This is a genomic window from Janthinobacterium sp. BCJ23, assembly GCF_059617945.1.
Window position 1 is genome coordinate 601,176 of sequence record NZ_JCAQAW010000001.1, and the last position, 26,316, is coordinate 627,491.

Consider the following 26,316-nt stretch of genomic DNA (forward strand, 5'->3'; position numbering starts at 1 on the left):
CTGGCATGTTGATTGCCTCTGGGAAATAGCTCCTACAGGAGGGCGGGCGCTGCGGTAAAATACCTTTTGCTTACCATGTTCCGACGACTCTTGATCGATAACTCTTCTTTGCCAGACAACATCATGCGCAGCGATACGGCACCGATACGCGTCCTCATCGCCGACGACCACCAGTTGCTGCTCGACGGCATCGCGGCCCTGCTGCGCGCCTTTCCCGGCGTGGTGCTGGTGGGCCAGGCGACCGATGGCCAGCAGGCGGCACAGCAATTTGACGCGCTGCGGCCCGATGTCACGCTGATGGATTTGCAGATGCCGGTCATGAGCGGACTCGACGCGATCGGCGCCATCCGCACGCGCCATCCGCAGGCGCGCATCATCGTGCTGACCACCTACAAGGGCGACACGCAAGTGCTGCGCGCCATCCGCGCGGGCGCCTGCGGCTATGTGCTGAAAAGCGCGCTGCGCCACGAATTGCTGGCGGCGATACAGAACGTGCACGCGGGGCGGCGCCACATCACGCCCGAGATCGAGGCGGAACTGGCGCTGTATGCGTGCAGCGACGTGCTGTCGAACCGCGAACTGGACGTACTCAAGCAGGTCGCGCAAGGCAATTCCAACCGCGAAACGGGCGCCCTGCTGCAGATCAAGGAAGAAACCGTCAAGGCGCACATGAGCACCATCCTGGCCAAGCTGGGCGCCAGGGACCGCACCCATGCCGTCACCATCGCGCTACGACGCGGCATCCTCGACGCCTGAGCGGCGCCAGCGCTGCCACCAGCGGCGCAGCGGGCCGTGCGCCACCGGCCAGGCGCGGCGCGCCGGCACCCGCAGGTGCCACTGCGTGCCGCCCCCGTCGCGCCCGCCCACGGACAGGCGCGCGCCGAGCCTGGCGGCGCGCTCGCGCATGCCGGGCATGCCCCAGTGTCCGGGAATCTGTCCATTGGCCGCCACCACGGGCGGCAAGCCCTGACCATCGTCGCGCACGAGCAGTTCAATGCCGCCGCACGCATAGCGCACCGCCACCTCGACCACCTGCGCGCGCGCATGCTGGAAGGCATTGCGCAGCGCTTCGCTGGCGATGCGGTAGATTTCATGCGCGGCGCGCGCATGCAGCATGCGCGGCTCGCCTTCCTCCGCATAGCGGAACACGATGCCGTGCTGCGCCGCCAGCCGTTCGCCTTCGCGCTGCAGGATGGCGCTCCAGCGGGCGCCGGCATCGTCGCCGGCGCGCAAGTCGTGCACGTGGTCGCGCCCCTCGCCCAGCATGCGGTCGGCGTCGTCGAGCGCGCGCAGCATGGCGGCGCGCGCGGGATCATCCTCGGCGATGGCCATGCTGGCATTGTGAAAGTGCAGGATCATCGCCTGCGTTCCCTGCAGCAGGGTATCGTGCAGTTCGCGCGCGATGCGTTCGCGCTCGGCCTGCTGCGCCTCCATACGCGTCTGCAGGCGCGCGGCATGCTGGCCCAGCCGCCAGCGGCAAACGCCATACGCGGCCGCCAGCAGCGCCGCCGCGCACAGGCTGCGGAACCACCAGGTCTGGTAGAAGGCGGGCAGCACGCGGAACGGCAATTGCGCCACCGCGCTGGCCACGCCGTCGCCATTGATGGCCATCACCTGGAAGCGGTAGGCACCCGGCCCCAGGCCCGTGTATTGCGCCTGGCGCCGCTCGTCCGCATGCTGCCAGTCCCTGTCATAGCCTTCCAGCCGGTAGCGGAAGCGCAGGCGCGACGGCGCGCCCAGGCTGCTGGCGTTGTAGGCGAACTGCACGTCGCGCGTGCCGGCCGGCAGGCGCTCATAATCGGCGGCAGCGATGTTCTCGCCATCGACCATCAATGCGCCGATCTCGGCCTGCGGCGCCGGCAGCGGCGGCGCCGGCTGGCGCGGGTCGATCCAGAAGGTCGCGCTCTGGCGCGAAAACCAGATCCTGCCATCATCCGCTTCGGCAATCGAGTCGTTATGCAGCAAACTCATTTTGCCGTTCAAGCCATCGGCGCCATCGTACAACTGCGCCTGCATGGGATGCGATGGATCGCGCAGGGCCTGGGCTACTTCGGCGGCGGCCACGCGCACGGCGCCATTGCCCGTATTGAGCCACAGGCTGCCGTCGCGCGCGCGCAGCATGCCGACCACGCCGTCGAAAACGCCGGGCACCGCGGCACGCAGCGGCACGAAGCGCCCATCGTGCCACAGCGCCAGGCCATTCTGGCCGCCCGCCAGCAGCTGGCCGCCCGTCTCGATCAGCGCGGGCACCTTGCCCAGGTCCAGGCCCTGTGCGGGACCATAGCTGGCCAGGCGCCCGCCGTCCAGCACCACCACGCTGCCGTCCGGATAGGACAGCCACAGGCGGCCGGCCGCATCGGCCAGCAGCGCCAGCGGCACCTTGCGCCCGCCCTCGGGCAAGGCCGGTTCGCGCCGCCATGCGCCGTCGGCGTACTGGAACACGCCGGCGCCGCTGAAAATCGCCCACAGGCTGCCGTCGGGCGCGTTCACGGCCATGCGCACCCGCCTCAACGCGGCCGCTTCCGGCGGATAGGCAATCGTCTCGAGCACGCGGCCATCGTCGCCATCGAGCCGCAGCAAGCCAGCGCGGGTGCCGACGCGGATACCACCCGGCGCCGCCATGATGGCCGTGACGGGCCCCAGCGCAGGGGCGCGCAAGACCTTGCCGTCGGGCGCCGCCAGCATCAGCGGCGTATCGCCCTCCTTCGACAGCCACATGCGCCCTCCCGTGCCGGGCGACAGCTGCTGCGCGCGGAAGGCTTCGGGCGCCTCGGGTCCCGCGCGCGCGCTGAGGATCACGGGCGCGGCCTGGCGAAAGCGGTCCAGGCCCGCATACGTGGCAACCCAGGCATTGCCTTCGTTGTCGTCGCACAGGGAACCGATCAGCACATTGCTCAAGCCGTCGCGGGGCAGGAACGATTCCGTGTCGCTGCTGATGCCCAGCTGCTGCGGCTCCAGCGCGCCGGCGCTGCGCGTGCGGTGCAGGCCGAACTGGCTGTCGAACCACAAGGTGCCCTGGCGGTCGACCAGCATGCTGCCGCTGGTGCCGCTCGTATCGCGGTAGATCCAGCGATGGTCGAGCTGGTCGTAGCGCTCGAGCGAGTCGATGATGCGGATGCCGCGCAGCTCCAGCAGATACAGGCGGCCGTCCGGTCCCTGCTGCGGCGGCGCGCGCAAGTCGAGGCGGCCCACAGGCGGCGCAAAGCGCGCCTGGCCCGGCTGCCAGATAAACAGGCCCCGTTCGCTGAACACGCCCAGCCTGCCATCGCGGTCCGCGAACACGGCCGAGGCCTTTTGCGCCGTGTAGCCCTGCGCCGGCCCCATCGCCTGCCAGCGCCGGCCGTCGAAGCGCGACACCCCGGCCACGCCGGCGGCCCACACGGCGCCTGTGGCGTCGATGGCAAAACCCCAGATGGAACCGGGCCGCACGCCCTGCGCCTCGCCGTAATTGCGCACCACGCCATCCCTGACATGGCTGATGCCGCCCACTTGCCAGCCCACCCACATGCCGCCGTCGGCCGCGCGCTTGAGGGCCAGGGTCACCGTATCGGGAAACGCGCCCTGGCGCGCGCGCAAGGGCGCGAAACGCAGGCCGTCAAAACGCACGAGGCCCGAATGGGTGCCCAGCCACAGGAAGCCGTCGCCCCCTTGGGCGATGACGCTGATATCGTCCGGTGCGCCATCCCTGGACGTCCAGCTGGTGTGCTGCAGCTGGTGGATGCCGCGCGCCGCGTCGATGGCCAGCCCGGGAGGGCTGAACAGCAGCAGCAAGGGCAGCCAGCACAGCGCGGCCAGGACGGGCAGGCGCACGGCCGGTCAGGCGGCAGGCACGGCCGCGTGGCCGCTGCGGTGCTGCACGATGATCAGGCCGGCGAGCAGCAGCAGGGGCACGGCCAGCGCTACGAAGCCGAAAGCCAGGTAGGCAAAGGCGGCGGCGATGGCGCCCAGGGCGAAGGCTGCCAGCGGCCAGAAGAACTTGCCGCAGCGCGCATGGGTGGCGGCATCGGCCGCGCCGCGCAGCACGTCGACGGTGTCGATGACGATCTGCGTCACGTTCCCCGTCATCATGGAGGTGGGCGCCAGGTGCGCCAGCAGCAGCCGGCTGGTGGCGCTGTGCACGCCCATGGCGGCCGTGCCCAGCAAGCCCGCCGCCATGGCCATGGAACTGACGTCCTTGCCGATCGGTTCGGCCAGGATGCCAAACACCATGAAGCCGGCCAGCAAGGCCCACTGCAGCAGCATGGCCAGGGTCAGCGACGGGCCGGCGCGGCGCTCGACGGCCAGCACCATCAGGCGCGTGACGGCGACGCCGGCGATAAAGGCGGGAAAAGCGAGAAACTTCAACAGGATGGACACGCGCGATGCATCCGCCAGGGCGGCGCCGATCAGCACGAAGTTGCCCGTGACATGGGCCGTAAACAGGCCAAACAGGGCAATAAAACCCAGGGTATCGACATACCCGGCTAAAAACCCCAGGCTGGTGCCGAACAGGCGGCTGTGTGGTGGCTGATCCATCGAATGACTCCTGATACTGTGCAATGCACTAAAAAAAACAAAAAACGCGCCAGGGAAGCGCCCCGGCGCCACTGCCTGCATGGTAAGCCATGCGGCCGGCCGCCGCCCCCGCCATTCGGCCAGTGCGCCACGCTTCACCTGATCTTTTGGCCCGTGTTCAGGCGCGGGACGTCCGCTACACTGGCCGACGTGACTTTCGCGCCGCGCACGCCGGCCCTCCCCGCACCGCAACCATGGAGCTGCACCATGCCAGAACATACCCTCCCCGCCGCCGCACCCTTGATACTGCTCAATGGCTGTTTCCATACCGTCGACAAAAGCTGCCCGCAAGCGAGCGCGGTGGCCATCGCCGACGGCAAATTCCTCGCCGTGGGCGATGCCGATGACGTCATGCGCCACCGCACGCCCGACAGCCGCGTGATCGACCTCGGCGGCCGCACGGTGATTCCCGGCCTGAACGACTCGCACCTGCACCTGATCCGCGGCGGTTTGAACTACAACCTGGAATTGCGCTGGGAAGGCGTGCCATCGCTGGCGGACGCCCTGCGCATGCTCAAGGAACAAGCCTTACGCACGCCGAACCCGCAGTGGGTACGCGTCGTGGGCGGCTGGAACGAATTCCAGTTCGCAGAAAAACGCATGCCGACCCTTGATGAAATCAATGCGGCCGCACCCGACACGCCTGTCTTCATCCTGCACCTGTACGACCGCGCCCTGCTGAACCGCGCCGCCCTGCGCGTGGTCGGCTACGATAAAAATACGCCGAACCCGCCCGGCGGCGAAATCGTGCGCGACGCTGCCGGCAATCCCACGGGCATGCTGATCGCGCGTCCGAACGCCATGATTTTATATGCGACCCTGGCCAAGGGTCCAACCCTGCCGCGCGAATTGCAGGTCAATTCCACGCGCCAGTTCATGCGCGAACTCAATCGCCTGGGCCTGACCAGCGCCATCGACGCGGGCGGCGGCTTCCAGAATTATCCGGAAGACTACGCGGTGGTCGAGGAACTGGCGCAAAAAGAGCAGCTGACGATACGCATCGCCTACAACCTGTTCACGCAAAACAAGGGCGCGGAACTGCAAGACTTCCAGAAGTGGACGGAGATGGTCACGCCGGGCCAGGGCGACGATTACTACCGTCATAACGGCGCCGGCGAAATGCTCGTGTTTTCCGCCGCCGACTTCGAGGATTTCCTCGAGCCGCGCCCGGACCTGGCGCCCGGCATGGACGACGAACTGGAAAAGGTCGTGCGCCACCTGGTGTCGAAACGCTGGCCCTTCCGCCTGCACGCCACCTACGACGAATCAATCGAGCGCATGCTGACGGTGTTTGAAAAGGTCAACCGCGATATCCCGTTCGACGGCCTGCACTGGATGTTCGACCACTGCGAAACCATCACGCCGAAAAACATCGACCGGGTCAAGGCGCTGGGCGGCGGCATCGCCATTCAGCACCGCATGGCCTTCCAGGGCGAATACTTTGTCGACCGCTACGGCGCGGAAGCGGCCAAGGCCACGCCGCCCATCGCGCGCATGCTTGCCTCTGGCGTGCCCGTGGGCGGCGGCACGGACGCCACCCGGGTCGCCAGCTACAACCCGTGGACGGCGCTGTACTGGCTGGTGTCGGGCCGCACCGTGGGCGGCTTGCGCCTGTACGACGCGGGCAGCCGTTTGTCGCGCGACACGGCGCTGGAACTGTGGACGGCGGGCAGCGCCTGGTTCTCCAGCGAGCAAGGCAAGAAGGGCCGCATCCAGGAAGGCATGCTGGCCGACCTGGCCGTGCTGAGCGCGGACTTCTTCAGCATCGATGAAGAGGCGATCAAGTCGATTGAGTCCGTGCTTACCATCGTCGGCGGCAAGATCGTCTACGGCCAGGCGGAATTTACCAAGCTGGCGCCGCCTGCCATTCCCGTGCTGCCCGATTGGTCGCCCGTGAAAAACGTGGCCGGCCACTACCGCGCCGCGCCGCCGCAAAAAACCAGCGTCATGCAGCAGCACCAGTGCCAGGGCGCCTGCGGCGTGCATGCCCACGCCCACGACGTGGCGCGCAAGAGTTCCGTACCCGTGTCCAGCCATTCCGGCTTCTGGGGTGCGCTGGGGTGCAGCTGCTTTGCGTTCTGAGGTGCGTATGGCGCGCGTATTTTCATGCGCCGCCGGTGCCCTGGCACTGGCGGCGGCCCTGCCCGCCACGGCACAGGAAAATGTGCAATTGTACGGCCGCCTGAACGTGGCGCTCGAAGCGCTGCGCTCGTCCGGCAGCGGCGACAGCGTGCAGCGCCTGTCCAACAACCGCTCGGTACTCGGTTTTCGCGGCAGCGAAGACCTGGGCGGCGGCTGGCAGGCGCTGTTCCAGGTCGAGGGCACCCTGTCGCCCGACACGGGAGCGGGTTCCATTGCCGCGCGCGACACGCGCGTCGGCATTGCCGGGCCGTGGGGCACACTGTTTGCCGGCAATTGGACCCTGCCCTACAACAGCGCCACCTCCGCGCTCGACCCGTTCTATCCCACCACGGCCGGCTACATGAGCCTGATGGGCAATGGCGCGGGCGCCACCGAAAACAATACCAGCAACGCGTATTCGTTCGACCGGCGCCAGCAGAACAGCGTCCATTACTGGACGCCGCAGTGGCAGGGCTGGTCGCTGCGCGTGGCGCGCGGCATGGCGGAAGAACGGCCGGCCAACGGTGCGCATCCGGCACTGACGTCGGCCGCCCTGCTCTACGACGGCGGCTCCCTGTACGCCACCGTGGCGCTGGAAGAGCACCACGACTACCAGGGACGGGGCTTGAGCGACCGTGGCAGCAAGCTGGCCATCGGGTGGCGCGTTGACAGCGCCACGCATCTGGCGTTAGCCTTGGAAAGCCTGCGCTATGCCACGGCAACAGGAGACCTGCGCCGGCGCACGGTGTATGCCTCCGCCACGCGCCAGTTCGGCCGCCACGGCCTGCGTGTCGGTCTGGCCCACGCGCAAAGCGCCACCGGCAGCGCGCTGGAAACCATCGGCACCGTGCGCGCGGGAGACGGCACGGGCGCCACCCACGCCACCATCGGCTACGACTACCAGCTGTCGAAACGCAGCAGCCTGTATGCCTACTACACGCGGCTGGCCAACGGCCGCAACGGCATCGCCGGCTTTGCCATCAACAGCGTCGGACGCGAAACAGGTACGGCAGGCGCGACCCTGTCGGGCGTGGCGCTGGGGATCAAACACAATTTCTGAGGCACGGTTTTCGTGGACAGCCCCGCGCGCGGCGCGTACAGTCTTCATTCCGCAACCAGGGCAGGCATCTGCGAACAGACACCATGAAGCGAGCATCAGCGCCGGCGCTTGGCGACTGGGTCAAGTGCGCCGAACCGGTACAGGGAATCGAACGCATCGAGGCGTGGTTCCAGGGCAAGGCCTATGCCATGCACCGCCACGACACCTACGCCATCGGCCGCACGCTGGCCGGCGTGCAGCGTTTCAGCTATCGCCGCGGCCAGCGCGACAGCCTGCCCGGCAATACCATGATCCTGCATCCCGACGAGGCGCACGATGGCCAGGCGGGTACCGACGCCGGCTTCCGTTACCGCATGCTGTATATCGAACCGGCGCTGTTTCAGGACGTGCTGGGCGGACGCGCGTTGCCCTTCATCGAGGGCGGCGTGTCGACCGATCCCCGCCTGGCGGCGGCCACTTCAACCTTGCTGCCGCACGACGGCCACCCGCTCGAAGCGCTGGAGCAGAGCGAGGCGTTGGCCGAACTGGCGCATGCGCTGGCGGCGGCGGCCGGCACGCCGATGCAGCGTCCAAAAGGCGACTTCCTGGCGGCGCGGCGCGCGCGCGACTACTTGCAGGCGCACTGCACGCGCGCCGTTACCCTGGAGGAACTCGAAGCGGCGACGGGACGCGACCGCTGGAGCCTGTCGCATGACTTTCGCGTTTTCTATGGCACCAGCCCATACCGCTATCTGACGATGCGGCGCCTGGAAATGGTGCGGCGCCTGCTGCTAGCTGGCAGCACGCTCGCCTCGGCCGCCATGGCCGCAGGCTTTGCCGACCAGAGCCACATGACGCGGCATTTCCTGAAAACCCATGGAATCACGCCTGGCCGCTGGCTGCGTTACGCTGGCGGCGCCAGCACACGCTGAAAACACCCACGATCGTTCAATACGGCCGGCAAGCACCTGCGTATTCTCGCTGCATCGCCACTTGAACGGAGCACAGCATGCCAGACACCACCATTACCACCACCACGCGCGGCCAGGGCCAATCCATCGACCTGGCAGGCAAGATCGACCTGATCGACGGGCACTGGCAACCGCGCGTCATCGCCGAAATGAACGACTACCAATTCAAGGTCGTCAAGGTACTGGGCGAATTCCAGTGGCACCGGCACGCGGACACGGATGAAACCTTCATCGTGCTGGACGGCGAATTGCGCATCGCCGTGCGCGGCCCTGGCTATGCGGAAGGACACGCCATCGTGCTGACTGCCGGCCAGATGGCCGTGGTGCCCAAGGGTGTCGAACACAAGCCGTGCGCCAGCGCCGAAACGAGGCTGCTGCTGATCGAGCCGCGCGGCGTGGTCAATACGGGCGACGGCGGCGCGGGGGAGCGCACGGTGCAGAACGACCAGTGGATCTGAAACAGGAAAGCGACAAATAACAAAAAACCCGCTGACTTTTGCAAGTAAGCAGGTTTTCTGATGAAACTTGGTGCCGTTGGCCGGAATCGAACTGGCGACCTTCACATTACGAATGTGCTGCTCTACCAACTGAGCTACAACGGCGAAGACCCACATTCTACAAACAATGCACAAAATTTGCTAGTGTCAACGCGAACTTTTTTGCATTTTTTTAGCGGCCCGGCTGCAGGCCGCTGAAAATCGTGGAAAAGTGCGGTTTTTTTACTCAGCGTGGTAGGCCGTGACGCGGGCCACTTCGTCTTTCGAGCCGAGGAAGACGGGCACGCGCTGGTGCAGCTTGTGCGGGGCGATGTCCATGATGCGCTGCTGGCCGTCGGTGGCCGCGCCGCCGGCTTGCTCGACGATGAAGGCCATCGGGTTCGCTTCGTACATCAGGCGCAGCTTGCCCGGCATCGACGTGTCGCGCAGGTCGGCCGGGTACATGAAGATGCCGCCGCGGTTCAGGATGCGGTGCACGTCAGCCACCATCGAGGCGATCCAGCGCATGTTGAAATTGGTACCGCGCGGGCCAGTGTCGCCGGCCAGCAGTTCGTCGACATAGCGTTTCACGGGCGGATGCCAGTGGCGCGCGTTCGACATGTTGATGGCGAATTCCTTCGTCGTCGGCGGAATCTGCATATTGCTTTGCGTGAGGACCCACGAACCCATTTCGCGGTCCAGGGTGAAGCAGTTCACGCCATTGCCGAAGGTCAGCACCAGCATGGTTTGCGGGCCGTACACGGCGTAGCCGGCCGCCACTTGCTTGCTGCCTGCCTGCATGAAGTCCTGCTCGGTCGGCTGCCCCATGCCGTCCGGCGCCTTCAGCACGGAGAAGATGGTGCCGATCGAGACGTTGACGTCGATGTTAGACGAACCATCGAGTGGATCGAACAGCAGCATGTATTCGCCCTTCGGATAGCGGTTCGGGATTGGGTGGATCGATTCCATCTCTTCCGATGCCATGGCCGCCAGGTGGCCGCCCCATTCGTTCGCTTCGAGCAGGATCTCGTTGGAGATGATGTCGAGTTTTTTCTGTACTTCGCCCTGCACGTTTTCCGTGTCGGCCGTGCCCAGCACTTCGCCCAGCGCACCCTTGCCGACGGCGTGGCTGATGGTCTTGCAGGCGCGCGCGACGACTTCGATCAGCAGGCGCAGTTCGGCCGGAATGCTGTTGTTCGAGCGCTGCTCTTCAACCAGGTATTGCGTAAGACTGATGCGTTTCATGAAACCCCTTCGTTAGTTTTAAATACGTCTCGTTCGGTGCCTGTCGGCTTACGCGCCCCTGGCGCCAAGCCGACCTACAAAATGATGAATGCCCATGCATGCGCGTAGGTCGGATTAGCCCGCAGGGCGTAATCCGACGTGCAATCAATTTGCCAATGCCTTGGAAACGACTTCCATCACGTCGTTCGACAAACTGGCCTGGCCGGCGACTTTTTCCAGCGCGTCGCGCATGGGGCTTTGCAGCGCGGGCACGTAACGGCGCCAGCGGTCCATGGAGCGCGCCAGGCGCGCGGCCACTTGCGGGTTCAGGGCGTCGAGCGCGATGACCTGCTCGGCCCAGAAGGCGTAGCCGCTGCCGTCCTGTGCATGGAACTGCGATGGATTGCCGTTGGTGAAATTGAAGATCAGGCTGCGCGCGCGGTTCGGATTTTTCAAGGTGAAGGCCGGATGCGTCATCAGCCGGCGCACGGCTTGCACATCGGTCGTTGGCGCGGCCGCCTGCATGGCAAACCACTTGTCGACCACCAGCGCTTCGTTCTCGAAATCGCTATAGAAGCTGGTCAAAGCCGCCTGCGCATGCGGCTGCGAGCCGGAATGAATCAGCGCCGCCAGCGCTGCTGCCCGGTCCGTCATGTTGCCGGCATTGTCGAACTGCAGCCGCGCCAGGTCCAGCTCCGCCGCTTCGGGCGCGATCAGCAGATACGACAGGGCCAGGTTTTTCAGCGCGCGCTTGCCCGCCGACAGGGCGTCCGGGCTGTACTCGCCCGGCGTCTGGTTGGCGTGGTACTGCGCCAGCAATTCAGGCTTCAGGGCTGCCGCGATGGTGCGGCGCATGAACTGGCGCGCCGCATGGATCGCCTGCGGGTCGACTTGCGCCATACGCTCGGCGATGATGGTTTCCGACGGCAGGATCAGGGCCAGCTCGCGGAAGGCGGGATCGAGCGTGTCGTCGGCCAGCAAAGCGCGCTGCGCTGCAATGAAGGTGTCGTCCAGCGCCAGGGTCTCGCCGGCGGCGACGGCGCCCGTCAGTTTCAACAGCCGCTCCATGGCCAGGCGCTGGCCCGCTTCCCATCGGTTGACGGGATCGCTGTCGTGGCGGAACAGGTGCAGCAGTTCCGCGTCGGTATAGCCGTATTCGAGCACCACGGGCGCGGAAAAATCGCGCAGCAGCGATGGCACGGGCGCTTCCGCCACGTTCGTGAAGCGGATAGTCTGCGACGCTTGCGTCAATTCCAGCACGACGCTGGTGGCGCCATCAGCTGCCACGCCATCGACGTGCAGCGGCAGGTCGCGGCCATCGGCAGCCAGCAAGCCGACGGTGACGGGAATGTGGAACGGCAGTTTCTTCGCCTGGCCCGGCGTGGCGGGACAGCTTTGCGCCAGGGTCAGCTCGAACGTCCGGCTGGCCGCATCGTAGCGCGTGGAAGCGGTGACGATGGGCGTGCCGGCCTGGCTGTACCAGCGCTCGAATTGCGTGAAATCGCGGCCATTCGCGTCGGCCATGGCGGCGCGGAAGTCGTCGCACTGGACGGCCTGGCCATCGTGGCGCTCGAAGTACAAGTCCATGCCCTTGCGGAAACCGTCGCGGCCCACGAGGGTCTGGTACATGCGCACCACTTCGGCGCCCTTCTCGTAGATGGTGACCGTATAAAAGTTATTGATCTCGACAAAGGAGTCGGGACGCACGGGATGGGCCATCGGACCCGCGTCTTCGGGGAACTGCGCCTGGCGCAAGGTGCGCACCTGGTCGATGCGCGTGACGGCGCGGCCCGTGTCCGTGCCGATCATGTCGGCCGAGAATTCCTGGTCGCGGAATACCGTCAAGCCTTCCTTCAGCGACAGCTGGAACCAGTCGCGGCACGTCACGCGGTTGCCGGTCCAGTTGTGGAAGTATTCGTGGCCCACCACCGCTTCGATGCCCGCGTAATCGACGTCGGTGGCAACGCGCGAATTGGCCAGCACGTACTTGGTATTGAAAATATTCAGGCCCTTGTTTTCCATGGCGCCCATGTTGAAGTCGCCCACGGCGACGATCATGAAGCGGTCCAGGTCCAGCTCCAGGCCGAAGCGTTCCTCGTCCCAGCGGATCGAGTTTTTCAGCGACTGCATGGCGTAGTCGGTCTTATCGAGGTTGCCCTCTTCCACCCACACTTGCAGCAGCACTTCGCGGCCCGACTTCAAGGTGTAGCGCTCTTCCTGGCACACCAGGCGCGCGGCGACGAGGGCGAACAGGTAGGAAGGCTTCTTGAACGGATCTTCCCACTTGGCGTAATGGCGGCCGTCGCCCAGGTCGCCCTCTTCGATCAGGTTGCCATTCGATAGCAGCACCGGATATTGTTCCTTGTCGGCGCGCAGCATGACCGTGTACTTGGCCATCACGTCCGGACGGTCCGGGAAGAAGGTGATGCGGCGGAAGCCTTCCGCTTCGCACTGCGTGAAGAAATTATGGTTCGATACGTACAGGCCCGACAGCGACGTGTTGTCCTGCGGCGCCAGCACGGTCTCGATATCGAGCAGCACCTCGTCCGGCGCCTTGGGGATGGTCAGCATGCCGGCCGTCAGCTTGTACTGCGACGGCTTCAGCACCTTGCCATTCAGGCGTACCATCACCAGTTCGATATGTTCGCCGTGCAATTCAATGCTGCGGCTGGTGCTGGCCGGGTTGTGGCGCATATGGATCCGGCTCGCCACCACTGTGCGGGCGGGATCAAGATCGAAACCAAGTTCGACGCTGTCGACCAGGAAGCTGGGCGGCGTGTAATCTTTGCGGTAAATCGTCTGAGGGCTGTCTGTGCGCATAGGGATTTGGGTGGGAGCGGAGGCAAAAGCCTATTTTACCAACACCAGCCCCCGATAGTCGCGATTCAGCTCAGGAATGTTGGATTCCCTTACACGCCGACATGCTCGGTAACATTCTGTAATAATGAATAGAAACAAATAGAACTATTCTTATAATACTAAGTGATGAATTGTGTCTACTATCTGGAGGTCATGTAATGAAACGTTATCTCACCATCATGATGGCCGCATTGACCGTGTTGTTGACCGGATGCGCCACCACCATACGCAGCGATGTCACCGTCTTTCATGAGTGGCCTGCGCAATTACAGGACAAATCGTATGCGTTTGAAGCGCCAGCGGCGGAAAACGACACGCTGGAATACCGCAGCTACCAGAACCTGGTGCGCGCGGAACTGGCCAAGCACGGCTTTGGCGAAGCTTCCGGCCCTGCGGCAGCCAATTTGCGCGTAGCGATGAATTTCTCCACCGTCGACTATCCTGAGCGCGTGCTGCAGGCCACCGATCCATTCTGGTATGGTCCAGGCTACTGGCCTGGCCGCTATGGCTACCGCTACGGCGCATGGCCAGGCTATGGCCGCTTCGGCTACAACCCCTACTGGTATGGTCCGCTGGACCTCGAAGAAAGCGTGCGCCATAAATACGAACGCGAATTGCGCATCACGATCAATGACCGCAACGGCAAGAAACTGTACGACGTGACCGTGCAATCGACCAGCAACAAGCGCGCCACGTCGCAAGTGATGCCGGCCATGGTGGCGAGCGCCTTTGCCGATTTCCCCGGCCAGAGCGGCGTACCCCGTAAAGTCGAAGTCAAGATAGAGTAATGACGCGGCAATACAAAAACCGGCTGGTGCAGCAATGCGCCAGCCGGTTTTTTTTCACCTAAGAATAATACGCCTCGGCCGCAAAGGTCAGCGCGCCGATCAGGGCGACGGCCAATAACAGCACGATCAGCAGGCGGCCGAATTTCGGCGTGCCGTCACTGCCGCCGCTCATGGCACGATGATGGTCGAGCCCGTCGTCTTGCGCGCTTCCAGGTCCGTGTGCGCCTGGGCGATATTGTCCAGACTGTAGCGCTGGTTGATCTCGATCTGCACTTCACCGCTACTGACGACGCCGAACAGCGAGGTCGCCATCTCTTCCAGGTTCGTGCGGTTCGATGCATAGCTGAACAGGGCCGGACGCGTGAGGAACAGCGAGCCGCGCGAGGCCAGTTCGCCGAGGGTAAACGCGGGCACGGGACCGGACGCGTTGCCGAAGCTGACCATCATGCCCAGCGGCGCCAGGCAGTCGAGCGAGCCCGTAAACGTATCCTTGCCGATGGAATCGTAAACCACCGAGACGCCCTTGCCGCCCGTGATCTCGCGCACGCGCTCGACGAAGTTTTCCGTGTTGTAGTTGATGACGTGGGCCGCGCCGTGCGCCTTGGCCAGCGCCACCTTTTCATCGGAGCCGGCCGTGCCGATCAGGTTCACGCCCAGCACTTTCGCCCACTGGCAGGCGATCAGGCCCACGCCGCCCGCGGCCGCGTGGAACAGGATGGTGTCGCCCGCCTTCAGGGCCACCGTGCGGTGGAACAGGTATTGCACCGTCAAGCCTTGCAGCATCATGGCGGCGGCCGTGTCGAAAGCGATGCGCTCGGGCAGCACCAGCAGCAGGGCCGCCGGCAGGTTGCGCTGCTGCGCATACGCGCCATTGATGCGCGCCGCATACGCCACCCGGTCGCCGACCTTCACTTCCGTGACGCCCTCGCCCACCGCCTCGACAATGCCCGCGCCCTCGACGCCGAGGCCATTGGGCAGCGGCTGCGGGTACAAGCCCGTGCGGAAATACACGTCGATGAAATTGAGGCCGATGGCCTCGTGCCTGACGCGCGCCTCGCCGGGACCGGGCGGCGGCAGTTCCACGTCCACATATTCCATCACTTCCGGGCCGCCCGTGCGCTGTACGCGGATAGCTTTGGTGGTAATCGTTGCACTCATGCTCATCTCCTTGTCTGGGTGAATCAGGCGGCCGCGTTGGCCCGCGCCTGCAGTTGCGACAGCACCAGGTGCGCCGACGACAGATTTGTCGCGCACGCCACGTTATGCACGTCGCAGGCGCGCACCAGGGCGTTGATGTCCGGCTCATGCGGCTGCGGCGTCATCGGGTCGCGCAGGAAGATCACGCAATCGATCAAGCCTTCCACCAGCAGGGAACCGATCTGCAAGTCACCGCCGAACGGGCCCGAATGCTTGCGCTCGACTGCCAGCCCCAGCTCGTTGATCAGACGCCCGCCCGTGGTGCCTGTGGCCGACAGTTCGCAGCCCTTCAAAAAATCCAGGTATTCGCCCGCCAGGGTAATCATGTCATCTTTTTTCTTGTCGTGGGCAATCAGGGCGATGCGTGTTTTCATGGTGAGGACTTTTCAGTGGGTGGATGAATTATTTCTTTTTCGACAGCAAGTAAATACCGGCCAATACCAGGCTGGTGCCCGCCAGTTGCCAGTTGGTGATCGGTTCATCGAGAATCATGGCGCCCAGGAACAGGGTCGACACGGGGCCGATCATGCCCGCTTGCGAAGCGACGGGCGCGCCGATGCGCTCGACGGCGATCATCGTCATGAAGACGGGCATCACCGTGCAAAAGATACCGTTCAACAAGGACAAGCCATACACGGGCATGGGCTGTATCAGCAGCTCGACGGGGCGCAGGATGAAGAATTGGACGATGCAGGCAAAGCTGGCCACGCACATCGCGTAGGAAACGAGCCGCATCGAGCCGATGCGCTTCACCAATTCACCAGAGCCCAGCAGATACACGGCATACGAGCAGGCCGAACCCAGCACCAGGGTCGAGCCCAGCGCCACATTGCTGGCGCCGCCCTGCAAGTCGTGCACGAACACGAGCACGATGCCGCAGTAGGACGTGAGCAAGGCCAGCCACTGCAAGCGGCTGATGCTCTGCTTGAAGTACACGGTGGTAATCAGGAGCACGAAGGTGGGCGTGAGGAACAGGATCAGCCGCTCGAGCCCCACGGAAATATATTGCAGGCCCAGGAAATCCAGGTAGCTGGACAGGTAATAGCCGACGAGGCCCAGCCCGACGAGGCGCAGGCGGTCGCTGTTTGATAACGGCGGCTCCGTGCGCATCTTCCACCAGGCGATGACGGCGAACACGGGCAGCGAAAAGATCATCCTGAAGGCGATCAGGGTGACGGCATCGATCTGGTAGCGGTACAGCAGCTTGGCGACGATGGCCTTGGTGGAAAACAGCACCGCCCCGCCCACGGCGATGGCCAGGCCACCGAGGTAGACGGAACGGGGAAGCGAAGATGGGGTTGCTTGCGGGGAACTGGAGCTCATGTCCAGATTGTAATGGCAAAAGCGAAAGGAAGCTGAGTGCTGGGGTCAGACCCGGCGGGTCTGACCCCAAAATAGCGCGCAGGTCAGGCGTAGGTCGGGTTAGCCCAAAGGGCGTAACCCGACAACATCCCAGTGCAGCATTTAGGAGACGACTACCGCCGCCGCACCCGCCGTCACGGTCGCCGTCGTCACCCGCGCAATCACGTTCGAAGGCGCCGCCGTGCCAATCAGTTTGTTCACTTGCTTGAACTGCGCCACCAGCTTGCCTGGTGTCAAAGTCACCACCGTGTAGCCTTGCGCATCCGTGTTCAGATGCTTGATCCACGGGTTGTTGCCCAGGCCGGACAATTGCTGCGCCAGGCCCAGCAGGGTCGCACTGAAGTCAGTGCTCGCTTTCAAGCCAGCCTGCACGGCAGCGACCGTCGCCTCCAGTTGCGCTTCCGGCACGCCCTTGGCGGCCAGAGCGCCGCGCAACTGCACGCGCAATTGCTCGAGCAGGCTGTCGACGGTGGGCGCCGCCTTGCCCATGGTGTAGTCGAGCAGGTTGACGTCGAGATTGACCGTGCCCAGGCCCGTGACGGGAATGGCCAGCGGGTAGCTGACGAGGGTGCCGATATCGCCCATGCTGCCGGCGGCCGACTTCAGGTAGCTGAAGAAGGAGTCCGAGCTGACGCCGGCCGACACCAGGTCCACCATGACGGGCGTGCCGCCGCCTGCCGCGTCGAAATCGTCGCTGACGGTGCCGGCAAAGAACGAGTGGATATCGCCGGTCAGCGCCACCACGTTGCCGATGGCATTGGTTTTCAGGTGCGCCATCAAATTCTTGCGCTCGCTGTTGTAGCCGTCCCACTGGTCGCAATTGAGCAGGAAGCGCGTGAAGAATGGCGCCAGCGCCGCTTGCTGGCCGGAAGCGGCGACAAAGCTCGATGCGGCGCCCTTGGCCTGCACGTCGGGCTTGATCCAGCCGAAGGCGATCACTTGCGCCGCGGCGGCCGGCGAAGCGCTGTTGTAGGCGGCCACCGTGATGCCGGCCTGGGCCGCGCTCAAGCCGGCGCCCACGGCAGCGGCGCCCTGGGCGCTGGCGTTCGCTGCCGCGCCGGCAATGGCCATGGCCGCCGCTTGCGCCACGTTTTGCGCGGCGCCCGCCGTCGATGCCGCCACGATGGCGGACGCCAATGGCACGCTGCCCCCCACCAACGGCAGGGTGCTGGCGATGGCCTGGCCCACGTTGCTCATGGCGCTCAGCGCCAGCAAGGTGGCGATCGCGTCCGTGCCATTCAAGCCCATGCGCAGCAAGGACACTTCATTGCCCCACAGTTTCCAGGTCGAGGTCGCCGCTTTCATCTTGCTTTTCCACCAGTCGCGTTGCGTGCTGCCCAGCATGCCAACGGCGGCCAGCGGATCGGCGCCAGCCTTGGTGGCGGCCGCCATTTTCTGTCCTTCCACACTGTCGAACAGCGCTTGCGGTACCAGGTAGCGGCTGCCGATGCTGCCCAGCGGCTTGCCCGTGGCCGGGTTGACGGTCGACTCGGCGATCGCATGGTCGGCGCGGTACAGGCGCTCATCCGTCATCACCAGCTGCATCAGTTTGCCGAACTGGAAATCGCGATAGATCTGGATGTTCTGGAACGTGGTCGCGGCGCTATCGAACGTGACGTCGGCCGGCATGTATTCGAACCACGCCTGGTTGGCGCTGCGGCGGCGGGCCGGCTGATGCAGATCGGAGCCGTCGGCGGCCACGATGCCTTCGTAGGTGGAGGCGTCCTGCCAGGCGTCGTCCGTGAATTCATGGTCGTCCCAGATGGCGATGAAGGCAAAGCGCTCGTGCACGGCCTGCAGGCGCGCATCGGTGCGGTATTTCTTGTACAGGTAGCGGTAATCGGCCACCGTGGTCGCGTATTTGGCGCCGGACGCGCCGCTTTTGAAGGTGCCGTCGGGCAGTTTCAGCTGGTCGTGGCGGCTTTCCACGGCGCCGCTCTGGAACGCTTCGCCCACCGTTTCATAGATGTAGTCGCCCAGGTGGACGATGAAATCGAGGCTTTCATTGGCGGCGATGTGCGACAGCGCGCCCCAGTGGTTGATGCTCCAGTCCTGGCACGTCAGGTAGGCAAACTGCAGCTGCGGCACGTCGCTAGTGGCGGCGGGCGCCGTCTTGAAGCGGCCCACGTTCGAGCGCACGTCGCCGGCGATGAACTGGTAAAAATACACTTGGCCCGGCTGCAAGCCCGTCACCTTGTGGCGCAAGGTATTGTCGAAATCGGCTTTCAGGGGCAATTTCGCGTCGACGATAGGCGTGCCCGCCAGGGCCGTGTTGCCGCCCAGGGCGGCCGTATTGTCGCTGGCGCTGACGATCAGGCGCACGGCCACGTCGGACTTGCCGGCCACGGCGGGCGCGACGGCGTCGAAACTGGCGGGCACGACGCGCGTCCACAGCATGGCGCTGTCGGCGCGCGGGTCGCCCGACGCCACGCTTTGCGGGAATTTCCAGTCGCCGCCCGAAGCGAGCGGCACGCCAGGATCGCTGTAATCGGTGCTGCCGCAGGCGGCCAGGCCGGCGGTGGCCACGGAGACGGTAATGAAGCCGCCCAATTTCAGAAATTGCCGCCTGTCCATTTGACTTGCCATGATGTCGCGCCCTCGATATGGTGAAAGCGCGTCACTTTAGCAACAGATTGTGTCATCCTGATGACGGGGCCATGCCGCTTGCCAAGGGGCCGATATGCTAAAATGTCGGCCACAATTGAACACCCGTCTAAGGAAGATTCGACATGGCAGGACATAGCAAATGGGCCAATATCAAGCATAAAAAGGCTGCCACCGATGCCAAGCGCGGCAAAATCTGGACGCGCCTGATCAAGGAAATCACGGTCGCGGCCCGCATGGGCGGCGCCGACGCCATCACCAATCCGCGCCTGCGCCTGGCAGTCGACAAGGCGGCTGACGCCAATATGCCGAAAGACAACGTCCAGCGCGCGATCAACCGCGGCAGCGGCGGCGTCGATGGCGCCAACTACGAAGAAGTGCGCTACGAAGGTTACGGCGTGGGCGGTGCGGCCGTCATCGTCGAATGCATGACCGACAACAAGGTGCGCACGGTAGCCGAAGTACGCAATGCCTTCAACAAGAACGGCGGCAACATGGGCAACGAAGGCTCCGTCGCCTTCATGTTCCAGCATTGCGGCCAGCTGCTGTTCGCGCCGGGCACCGACGAAGACAAGCTGATGGAAGCGGCCCTGGAAGCGGGCGCCGACGACGTCATCGCCGATGAAGAAGGCGGCTTCGAAGTGGTCACTCCCGTGCACGATTTCGCCACCGTCAAGGAAGCGCTGGAAGCGGCCGGCTTCAAGGCCGAAGTGGCCGAAGTCATCATGAAACCGGCGACGGAAACCGTGTACTCGGGCGACGACGCCATCAAGATGCAAAAGCTGATCGATGCGCTGGAACTGCTGGACGACGTGCAGGAAGTGTTTACCAACGCGTTAATAGAGAATTAATCACTCTGTACTCAAGGGCGGCACCGCCGCCCTGCAACCCACATTGAACGAACGGTCCCTATGAAAATTCTGGTAGTCGGCTCTGGCGGCCGCGAACACGCCCTGGCCTGGAAACTGGCCCAGTCCGAACGCATACAGATGGTGTATGTCGCGCCGGGCAACGGCGGCACCGCGCGCGATGCGCGCCTGGTCAATCTCGACATCAGCGACCCGCAATTGCTGGCCGACTTCGTTCAGCAGGAACACATCGGCCTGACGGTCGTCGGCCCGGAAGTGCCGCTGGCAGCGGGCATCGTCAACCTGTTCCGCTCGCGCGGCCTGAAAATCTTCGGCCCGACCAAGGAAGCGGCGCAGCTGGAATCGTCGAAAGACTTCGCCAAGGCCTTCATGCAGCGCCACGGCATCCCGACGGCCGCCTACCAGACGTTCTCCGACGTCGCTCCCGCGCATGCCTACATCGACGCCATGGGCGCGCCCATCGTCATCAAGGCCGACGGTCTGGCCGCCGGCAAGGGCGTCGTCGTTGCCATGACTCTGGAAGAAGCGCACCAGGCGGTCGACATGATGCTGTCCGATAACCAGTTCGGCGACGCCGGCGCGCGCATCGTCATCGAGGAATTCCTGGCAGGCGAAGAAGCGAGCTTCATCGTCATGTGCGACGGCAAGAACATCCTGCCGCTGGCCACCAGCCAGGACCATAAACGCCTGAAGGACCACGACCAGGGCCCGAACACGGGCGGCATGGGCGCGTATTCGCCGGCGCCGATCGTTACGCCGGCCATGCATGCGCGCGTCATGCGCGAAATCATCGTGCCGACCATCCAGGGCATGGCCAAGGATGGCATCACGTTCACGGGCTTCCTGTACGCGGGCCTGATGATCGACGACAAGGGCACGCCGAAGACGCTGGAATTCAACTGCCGTATGGGCGACCCGGAAACGCAGCCGATCATGGCGCGCCTGAAAACCGATCTGGTCACCGTCATGGAACACGCCGTCAACGGCACCTTGGACGCCGTGGAACTGGAATGGGACCGCCGCACGGCCGTTGGCGTCGTCATGGCCGCCGCCGGCTACCCGGACGATCCTGTCAAGGGTACGGCGATCGGCGACATCCCGGCCGAAACGCCGGACTCCGTCACCTTCCATGCGGGCACCCGCATCGACGGCGAACGCCTGGTCACCAATGGCGGCCGCGTGCTGTGCGTCGTGGGCCTGGGCGACAGCATCAAGATGGCGCAGAAGCAGGCATATGAAACCGTGGAAAAAATCCATTTCGACGGCGCGCAATACCGCCGCGACATCGGCTGGCGCGGTTTGAAACACTGATCAGCCCTTTAGCGGCAAACGGCGGGGCCGGCGCGGAAGTCATCCGCCCCGGTCCCGTTTTAATTGGCGCGCCGGGAAAACGGGCTTTGCGCTAAGATTTTGCCTTTCAGACAAAACTGCCGCCCATGCCCAGCCCCAGCCACATTCATCCTTCCCTCGCCCAGGTACGCCAGCTCGGTCTGATCACGGACGATGAACTCGACGACGCCATCGCCGAACTGGAGATCATCGAACTGCAGCGCAAGCATAACGAGGAAGAAGGCATCGACGTGCCGGAACTGGCCGCTGGCGCGGGGCTTGTCGACACCCTGGCATGGCTGCTGCTCACGGACCTGCTGCCACAGGACGACTTTTTGCAGCGGGTGCGCGACCTGCCGCGCCAGCATGGCGGCGCGGACCTGCTCGAACGCCAGCAACTGGCCGCCGACGCGCTGCGGCAAGTCAACCGCCAGGCCATCGACACCCTGTACGACGAAGACCTGATCGACCAGTGGCAGCGCGACGCCGCGCACGCCCGCTTGCCGGCGGACCGCCTGCTCGCCTCGCCGGTCGCCGCCCTGCGCGACATGCTACGGCAAGGTATCTTGTCCGCGCCCCAATTCGAGGCACTGCGCCTGCGCACCCGCCAGCGCGGCTCGGAGCTGGGCCGCATCATCGTCGATGGCGCCGCGCAGCGGGCCCACCGCCCCGCGTATGCGCGCCCGGTGACATGGGTGATGCCAGTACTGCTGCTGGTGGTGGTATTGGCCGTCGCCGGCCGCTCCATCATGTCCCGGCAGGCTCCCTCTCCCGCCACCATCGCCGAGCAGGGCGTCGAGCGGCCTGAGCTGCAGCAGAACGCCGCGCACGCCGTCGAAAGCGCGCGCCTGCCCGGCGCCGGGCCGGACCTGTCCATCACCGTCGTGCAGGACGGCGCCACGCCGCCGGCGCCTTGAACCACAATGCACTTCCCGCGCAGGCGGCCATGATGGCATACTGCCGTTTTGCCACCAATGCGGGGAAGCCATGGCCTGGAATGAAGGATACGTGTCGGATATCGAGTACACCAACGGTTTTTACAGCGACCTGAGTCCGCATCACCTCAATTTCAGCTGCATCCTCAACGGCGTCGAACCGGTGCCCCTGGACCAGCCCTACACCTACTTTGAACTGGGCTTCGGCCGTGGCCAGACGCTCAATGTCCTGGCAGCGGCCAATGCCAACGGCCGGTTCTACGGCAACGATTTCAATCCGGCCCATGTCGCTGGCGCACGCGCCCTGGCGGCCAAGGCCCAGTCGAGCAATCTGACCCTGCTGGAAAACAGCTTTGAAGAATTGGCCCAGGGCCGCGTGCCCGATCTGCCGCAGTTCGACTTCATTACCCTGCACGGCATCTACACCTGGGTCAACCGCGAGAATCGCCAGCATATCGTCGACTTCATCGCACGCTACCTGAAACCGGGCGGCATTGTTTCGCTCAGCTATAACGCCATGCCTGGATGGAGTTCCGCCCTGCCCCTGCAGCGCCTGCTGCTGGAGTTTGCCGCCAGCTTCCCCGGCCGCAGCGACTTGCAGATGCAGGCTGGCATCGCCTACGTGCAGCAGTTACAGAACCTGCAGGCTGGCTACATCGCGGACAATCCCGCACTCGCGCCGCGCCTCAATGCGCTCATCAACAGCGATCCCCATTACAGCGTGCATGAATACCTGAACCAGAACTGGGAGCCGTTGTACCACACGGACGTGATGCGCGATGTGGCGCGCGCCAAGCTCGATTTTGCCGGCTCCGCCGACCTGCCTTTTGCCTTTCCCGCGCTGTATCTGAACGCCGACCAGCAAGCCACCATCGACTTGCTGCCCGACGCCACCATGCGCGAAATGATGAAGGATTATTTTCTCAATACCAGCTTCCGCAAGGATGTGCTGGTGCGGGGCGCGCGCCGCATGGGGGCCGTGCGCCAGGCCGAGTGCCTCGCCAGCGTGCACCTGGCCATGCTGGTGCCGCGTGAAAAAATGGCCTTTACCTTCCAGACCAAGGCGGGCGTCGTGACAGGAAACGAGCAGGTCTACGGCGCCGTCTGCGATGCGCTGGCGACCGGCCCGCATAGTCTGGCCGACCTGGCCGCACTGCCCTCCTTGCCCGGACAGAGCGTGCAAAGCCTGGCGGAGGTGGCGGCCATGCTGGTCACCGGCAGCCAGGTCGTGATGTATTTCCCGGCTGGGGCGCAGGACGGCAGCGGCGACGCGGCCGCGCGCCGCCTGAACCAGGCCATCGGCGCGCAGCTGCGCTACGGCGACGGCAATCGTGTCCTGTGTTCGCCATTGGCAGGCAGCGGCATCGACACGGAATTCATCGACCGGCTGCTGTTTTCGCTGCTCATCCAGGAAGGGGAACAGCCGGATCTGGCCACCTTGCAGGTGCAGGCGGCCAGCGCCATGGCGCACTGCGGGCGCCGCCTGCTCAATGAGGGCGCGGCATGCGACGACGAGGCGGCGCACCAGCAGCTGCTCAATGCAGCCATCGAGGAATTCCTGCGTGAGAAACTGCCCGTGCTGCAGCAGTTGCGCATGCTGTAAGGGGCGCTGGCCGCAAAACCACAGCGCCAGCGCCGCCCTATCACAAAAACGCGTAACAGGGTACAATCCGTCCTTACTTTTTTATTTCGGCCTCGTCGGCCCACGCGATGTCGTCAACTCCCTCCCCTTCGGCCGTCAAGGCTTATTTGCTCGATTTGCAAAGCCGTATCGTGCAGGCGCTCGAAGCGCAGGACGGCAAGCCCTTCCTGACCGATGCCTGGCAGCGCCCCGAGGGCGGCGGCGGCATTTCGCGGCTGATCGAGGAAGGCAATGTGTTCGAGCGTGGCGGCGTGAATTTTTCGCACGTCACCGGCGCCGCGCTGCCGCCATCGGCAGCGGCCGCGCGCCCTGAACTCGGTGGCAAGGCATGGGAAGCGATGGGCGTGTCGCTGGTGCTGCATCCGCGCAATCCTTACGCGCCCACGGTGCACATGAACGTGCGCTTTTTCAGCACCGTGAATGCCGATGGCGCACCCGTATGGTGGTTCGGCGGCGGCATGGATTTGACGCCGTATTACGGCGACGCGGACGACGTGAAGCATTTCCACCAGGTGTGCCACGATGCGCTGGCGCCGTTTGGCGACGAGCTGCATCCGAAGTTCAAGCAGTGGTGCGACGATTATTTCTACCTGAAGCACCGGCGCGAAGCGCGCGGCGCCGGCGGGATCTTCTTCGACGACTTCAACGCCCTGGGCTTTGACGGCAGTTTCGCCATGATGCGCAGCGCCGGCGACGCCTTCATCGAGGCCTATGTGCCGATCGTGGCGCGCCGCAAGGACACGCCCTACGGCGAACGCGAACGCGATTTCCAGTGCTACCGGCGCGGACGCTATGTCGAGTTCAACCTGGTGTTCGACCGAGGCACCCTGTTCGGCCTGCAGTCGGGCGGACGCACCGAGGCGATCCTGATGTCGATGCCGCCCGTGGTCAAGTGGCGCTACGACTGGCACCCGGAAGCGGGCAGTCCGGAAGCGGCGTTGTATACTGACTTCCTCGTGCATCGCGACTGGCTGCAGGCGTGACCGACGGTAGTACGGCGTGCGTGGCGCTGCTCGGCGGCAGCTACGATCCGGTGCATATGGGCCATGTCGCGCTGGGCACGCATTTTTCCAGCCTGCTGCACGCCGATGAACTGCGCGTGATACCGGCGGGCGCGCCCTGGCAAAAGGGTAGCCTGGGCGCCACCGGCCAGCAGCGCGCCGAGATGGCCGGCCTGGCCTTTGCCGGCCTGCCCTTGCCCGTGGTGATCGACCGCCAGGAAATCGAGCGCAGCGAACATGGCCAGGCCAGCTACACCATCGATACCTTGCGCCAGGTACGCGCCGAGCTGGGACCGCGCGCTTCCATCGTTTTCCTGATGGGCGCCGACCAGCTGCAGCGGCTCGCGACATGGCGCGAATGGCAGCAATTATTTGAATACGCGCATATCTGCGTCGCGGCCCGCCCTGGCTTCGCGCTGAATGACACAGCAGTACCGCAAGTGGTCGCCGACAAATTTTCGCGCCGCCTGGGGTCTCTGGAAAGCATCCGCAACACGCCGCACGGTCTGACTTATCTGGCACAGGACTTCGCGGTGGATATCTCCGCCACCGAAATACGTGCGGCATTACAACGGGGGGATCGGGCGAACTCGCTTGTTTCCCCGCTAGTGCTAGACTATATTGAACAACATAATTTATACAAAAGCTAAATGGACATCAAAAAACTGCAAACCCTCGTCGTTGACGCCCTTGAAGACGTCAAAGGCCAAGACATCGCCGTCTTCGAAACGAGCCACCTGACCAGCCTGTTCGACCGCATCGCGATCGTCTCCGGCACTTCGAACCGTCAAACCAAGGCGCTGGCCGCCTCGGTACGCGACAAGGTCAAGGATGCCGGCGGCCAGATCATCGGCATGGAAGGCGAGGAAACCGGTGAATGGGTGCTGGTCGATCTGGGCGACATGATCGTCCACATCATGCAAGCGCCTATCCGCGCCTACTACCGCCTGGAAGAAATCTGGGGCGACACCCCGGTCAAGCTGGGTGCCGCCAAGCGCGCGCCGAAAAAAGCCGCCGGCGACGAGCCGAAAAAGGTCAGCGGCCATCTGGCGGCAAGCAAGGCCAATGTGGAAGCTTCGCCCGTGATCGAGAAAAAGACACCGGCGAAGAAAGCCACGGCCGCTACCGCCGCAAAGAAAGCCCCGGCGAAAAAAGCCACCGCTTCCAAAGCTGTCGGCAAGACCGTGAAAGTCGCGCCAACCAAGACCGAAGCGGCTGCCGTGAAAGCACTGAAAGCGCTGCCAGAGAAAAAAGTACGCGCCCCACGCGCGGCCAAGCCGGCAGCCGATGCTGCACCGGCAAAAACCGTGATCAAGCGTATCAAAAAAGTCGAAGAGTAAGCCTC

Annotated in this window: 21 protein-coding genes and 1 tRNA gene; 13 read left to right on the forward strand and 9 right to left on the reverse strand. The window is 64.6% G+C overall.

What is annotated here, in order from left to right; all coding sequences use genetic code 11:
• Nucleotides 1-123 precede the first annotated feature (123 nt).
• Complete coding sequence (locus AC54AG_RS02685; RefSeq protein WP_338679618.1) at nucleotides 124-756, forward strand: response regulator; 633 nt, start codon at nucleotides 124-126, stop codon at nucleotides 754-756.
• Here AC54AG_RS02685 and AC54AG_RS02690 read toward each other — a convergent pair.
• Both AC54AG_RS02690 and AC54AG_RS02695 read right to left on the reverse strand, forming a co-directional pair.
• Entirely contained in the window at nucleotides 730-3,810 is a 3,081-nt protein-coding gene (locus AC54AG_RS02690; protein WP_496629430.1) for a sensor histidine kinase, read from the reverse strand. The genes AC54AG_RS02685 and AC54AG_RS02690 overlap by 27 nt on opposite strands.
• 6 nt (nucleotides 3,811-3,816) lie before the next feature.
• On the reverse strand, nucleotides 3,817-4,515 hold the full coding sequence (locus AC54AG_RS02695; protein ID WP_331776972.1) for a YoaK family protein: 699 nt from the start codon (nucleotides 4,513-4,515) through the stop codon (nucleotides 3,817-3,819).
• A gap of 246 nt (nucleotides 4,516-4,761) precedes the next feature.
• Here AC54AG_RS02695 and AC54AG_RS02700 point away from each other — a divergent pair, with 246 nt between their 5' ends.
• From AC54AG_RS02700 to AC54AG_RS02715, 4 genes are all read left to right on the forward strand, one after another.
• Nucleotides 4,762-6,636 (forward strand): amidohydrolase, encoded by a 1,875-nt coding sequence (locus AC54AG_RS02700; protein WP_319990817.1) that lies wholly within the window; start codon nucleotides 4,762-4,764, stop codon nucleotides 6,634-6,636.
• A gap of 7 nt (nucleotides 6,637-6,643) precedes the next feature.
• Complete coding sequence (locus AC54AG_RS02705) at nucleotides 6,644-7,735, forward strand: porin (protein ID WP_496629431.1); 1,092 nt, start codon at nucleotides 6,644-6,646, stop codon at nucleotides 7,733-7,735.
• Between the two features lie 83 nt (nucleotides 7,736-7,818).
• Complete coding sequence (locus tag AC54AG_RS02710; RefSeq protein ID WP_496629432.1) at nucleotides 7,819-8,646, forward strand: AraC family transcriptional regulator; 828 nt, start codon at nucleotides 7,819-7,821, stop codon at nucleotides 8,644-8,646.
• A gap of 77 nt (nucleotides 8,647-8,723) precedes the next feature.
• Nucleotides 8,724-9,143, forward strand: a complete 420-nt coding sequence (locus tag AC54AG_RS02715) for a cupin domain-containing protein (protein ID WP_496629433.1) — start codon at nucleotides 8,724-8,726, stop codon at nucleotides 9,141-9,143.
• Between the two features lie 68 nt (nucleotides 9,144-9,211).
• On the opposite strand, the gene AC54AG_RS02720 is transcribed toward AC54AG_RS02715, so the two are convergent.
• From AC54AG_RS02720 to pepN, 3 genes are all read right to left on the reverse strand, one after another.
• Nucleotides 9,212-9,287 (reverse strand) — tRNA-Thr (locus AC54AG_RS02720).
• A 117-nt stretch (nucleotides 9,288-9,404) separates the two neighbouring features.
• Nucleotides 9,405-10,406 carry a class 1 fructose-bisphosphatase gene (locus AC54AG_RS02725; RefSeq protein ID WP_034747152.1) on the reverse strand — a complete coding sequence of 334 codons (1,002 nt, stop codon included), beginning with the start codon at nucleotides 10,404-10,406 and terminating at the stop codon, nucleotides 9,405-9,407.
• Nucleotides 10,407-10,550: 144 nt separating this feature from the next.
• Nucleotides 10,551-13,205 (reverse strand): aminopeptidase N, encoded by a 2,655-nt coding sequence (gene pepN / locus AC54AG_RS02730; protein ID WP_496629434.1) that lies wholly within the window; start codon nucleotides 13,203-13,205, stop codon nucleotides 10,551-10,553.
• Between the two features lie 197 nt (nucleotides 13,206-13,402).
• Between pepN and AC54AG_RS02735 the strand changes: the two genes are divergently transcribed.
• Nucleotides 13,403-14,032, forward strand: coding sequence for a DUF4136 domain-containing protein (locus AC54AG_RS02735; protein ID WP_338679622.1), 630 nt, complete (start codon nucleotides 13,403-13,405; stop codon nucleotides 14,030-14,032).
• Nucleotides 14,033-14,200: 168 nt separating this feature from the next.
• Here the strand turns inward: AC54AG_RS02735 and AC54AG_RS02740 are convergent, their stop codons facing one another.
• From AC54AG_RS02740 to AC54AG_RS02755, 4 genes are all read right to left on the reverse strand, one after another.
• Entirely contained in the window at nucleotides 14,201-15,190 is a 990-nt protein-coding gene (locus tag AC54AG_RS02740) for a quinone oxidoreductase family protein (RefSeq protein ID WP_034747141.1), read from the reverse strand.
• Nucleotides 15,191-15,213: 23 nt separating this feature from the next.
• Nucleotides 15,214-15,603 carry a methylglyoxal synthase gene (locus tag AC54AG_RS02745; protein ID WP_092608131.1) on the reverse strand — a complete coding sequence of 130 codons (390 nt, stop codon included), beginning with the start codon at nucleotides 15,601-15,603 and terminating at the stop codon, nucleotides 15,214-15,216.
• Nucleotides 15,604-15,631: 28 nt separating this feature from the next.
• Complete coding sequence (locus tag AC54AG_RS02750; protein WP_496629435.1) at nucleotides 15,632-16,552, reverse strand: DMT family transporter; 921 nt, start codon at nucleotides 16,550-16,552, stop codon at nucleotides 15,632-15,634.
• 141 nt (nucleotides 16,553-16,693) lie between these two features.
• Nucleotides 16,694-19,177 (reverse strand): alkaline phosphatase D family protein, encoded by a 2,484-nt coding sequence (locus AC54AG_RS02755; protein ID WP_496629436.1) that lies wholly within the window; start codon nucleotides 19,175-19,177, stop codon nucleotides 16,694-16,696.
• A gap of 143 nt (nucleotides 19,178-19,320) precedes the next feature.
• On the opposite strand from AC54AG_RS02755, the gene AC54AG_RS02760 reads away from it, so the two are divergent.
• From AC54AG_RS02760 to rsfS, 7 genes are all read left to right on the forward strand, one after another.
• Nucleotides 19,321-20,046 (forward strand): YebC/PmpR family DNA-binding transcriptional regulator, encoded by a 726-nt coding sequence (locus tag AC54AG_RS02760; protein WP_034747129.1) that lies wholly within the window; start codon nucleotides 19,321-19,323, stop codon nucleotides 20,044-20,046.
• A gap of 60 nt (nucleotides 20,047-20,106) precedes the next feature.
• Nucleotides 20,107-21,375, forward strand: coding sequence for a phosphoribosylamine--glycine ligase (gene purD, locus AC54AG_RS02765; protein WP_046686096.1), 1,269 nt, complete (start codon nucleotides 20,107-20,109; stop codon nucleotides 21,373-21,375).
• Nucleotides 21,376-21,500: 125 nt separating this feature from the next.
• Nucleotides 21,501-22,310 carry a hypothetical protein gene (locus tag AC54AG_RS02770; RefSeq protein WP_496629437.1) on the forward strand — a complete coding sequence of 270 codons (810 nt, stop codon included), beginning with the start codon at nucleotides 21,501-21,503 and terminating at the stop codon, nucleotides 22,308-22,310.
• Nucleotides 22,311-22,380: 70 nt separating this feature from the next.
• On the forward strand, nucleotides 22,381-23,931 hold the full coding sequence (locus AC54AG_RS02775) for a class I SAM-dependent methyltransferase (RefSeq protein ID WP_496629438.1): 1,551 nt from the start codon (nucleotides 22,381-22,383) through the stop codon (nucleotides 23,929-23,931).
• Between the two features lie 107 nt (nucleotides 23,932-24,038).
• Nucleotides 24,039-24,953 carry an oxygen-dependent coproporphyrinogen oxidase gene (hemF, locus tag AC54AG_RS02780; RefSeq protein ID WP_496629439.1) on the forward strand — a complete coding sequence of 305 codons (915 nt, stop codon included), beginning with the start codon at nucleotides 24,039-24,041 and terminating at the stop codon, nucleotides 24,951-24,953.
• Nucleotides 24,950-25,621, forward strand: coding sequence for a nicotinate-nucleotide adenylyltransferase (gene nadD, locus AC54AG_RS02785; RefSeq protein WP_496629440.1), 672 nt, complete (start codon nucleotides 24,950-24,952; stop codon nucleotides 25,619-25,621). The genes hemF and nadD overlap by 4 nt, the downstream gene beginning before the upstream one ends.
• Complete coding sequence (gene rsfS / locus AC54AG_RS02790; protein ID WP_034747111.1) at nucleotides 25,622-26,311, forward strand: ribosome silencing factor; 690 nt, start codon at nucleotides 25,622-25,624, stop codon at nucleotides 26,309-26,311.
• The last annotated feature ends 5 nt before the right edge of the window (nucleotides 26,312-26,316 follow it).

Bases quoted from the DNA above. Each gene is read 5' to 3' on its own strand.
- AC54AG_RS02775 (WP_496629438.1), top strand. From the start codon at position 22,381: ATGGCCTGGAATGAAGGATACGTGTCGGATATCGAGTACACCAACGGT.
- AC54AG_RS02750 (WP_496629435.1), bottom strand. From the start codon at position 16,552: ATGAGCTCCAGTTCCCCGCAAGCAACCCCATCTTCGCTTCCCCGTTCC.
- AC54AG_RS02695 (WP_331776972.1), bottom strand. From the start codon at position 4,515: ATGGATCAGCCACCACACAGCCGCCTGTTCGGCACCAGCCTGGGGTTT.
- AC54AG_RS02710 (WP_496629432.1), top strand. From the start codon at position 7,819: ATGAAGCGAGCATCAGCGCCGGCGCTTGGCGACTGGGTCAAGTGCGCC.
- AC54AG_RS02755 (WP_496629436.1), bottom strand. From the start codon at position 19,177: ATGGCAAGTCAAATGGACAGGCGGCAATTTCTGAAATTGGGCGGCTTC.
- AC54AG_RS02760 (WP_034747129.1), top strand. From the start codon at position 19,321: ATGGCAGGACATAGCAAATGGGCCAATATCAAGCATAAAAAGGCTGCC.
- AC54AG_RS02745 (WP_092608131.1), bottom strand. From the start codon at position 15,603: ATGAAAACACGCATCGCCCTGATTGCCCACGACAAGAAAAAAGATGAC.
- AC54AG_RS02715 (WP_496629433.1), top strand. From the start codon at position 8,724: ATGCCAGACACCACCATTACCACCACCACGCGCGGCCAGGGCCAATCC.
- AC54AG_RS02700 (WP_319990817.1), top strand. From the start codon at position 4,762: ATGCCAGAACATACCCTCCCCGCCGCCGCACCCTTGATACTGCTCAAT.
- AC54AG_RS02770 (WP_496629437.1), top strand. From the start codon at position 21,501: ATGCCCAGCCCCAGCCACATTCATCCTTCCCTCGCCCAGGTACGCCAG.
- AC54AG_RS02705 (WP_496629431.1), top strand. From the start codon at position 6,644: ATGGCGCGCGTATTTTCATGCGCCGCCGGTGCCCTGGCACTGGCGGCG.
- AC54AG_RS02725 (WP_034747152.1), bottom strand. From the start codon at position 10,406: ATGAAACGCATCAGTCTTACGCAATACCTGGTTGAAGAGCAGCGCTCG.
- AC54AG_RS02735 (WP_338679622.1), top strand. From the start codon at position 13,403: ATGAAACGTTATCTCACCATCATGATGGCCGCATTGACCGTGTTGTTG.
- pepN (WP_496629434.1), bottom strand. From the start codon at position 13,205: ATGCGCACAGACAGCCCTCAGACGATTTACCGCAAAGATTACACGCCG.
- AC54AG_RS02685 (WP_338679618.1), top strand. From the start codon at position 124: ATGCGCAGCGATACGGCACCGATACGCGTCCTCATCGCCGACGACCAC.
- purD (WP_046686096.1), top strand. From the start codon at position 20,107: ATGAAAATTCTGGTAGTCGGCTCTGGCGGCCGCGAACACGCCCTGGCC.
- hemF (WP_496629439.1), top strand. From the start codon at position 24,039: ATGTCGTCAACTCCCTCCCCTTCGGCCGTCAAGGCTTATTTGCTCGAT.
- rsfS (WP_034747111.1), top strand. From the start codon at position 25,622: ATGGACATCAAAAAACTGCAAACCCTCGTCGTTGACGCCCTTGAAGAC.
- AC54AG_RS02740 (WP_034747141.1), bottom strand. From the start codon at position 15,190: ATGAGTGCAACGATTACCACCAAAGCTATCCGCGTACAGCGCACGGGC.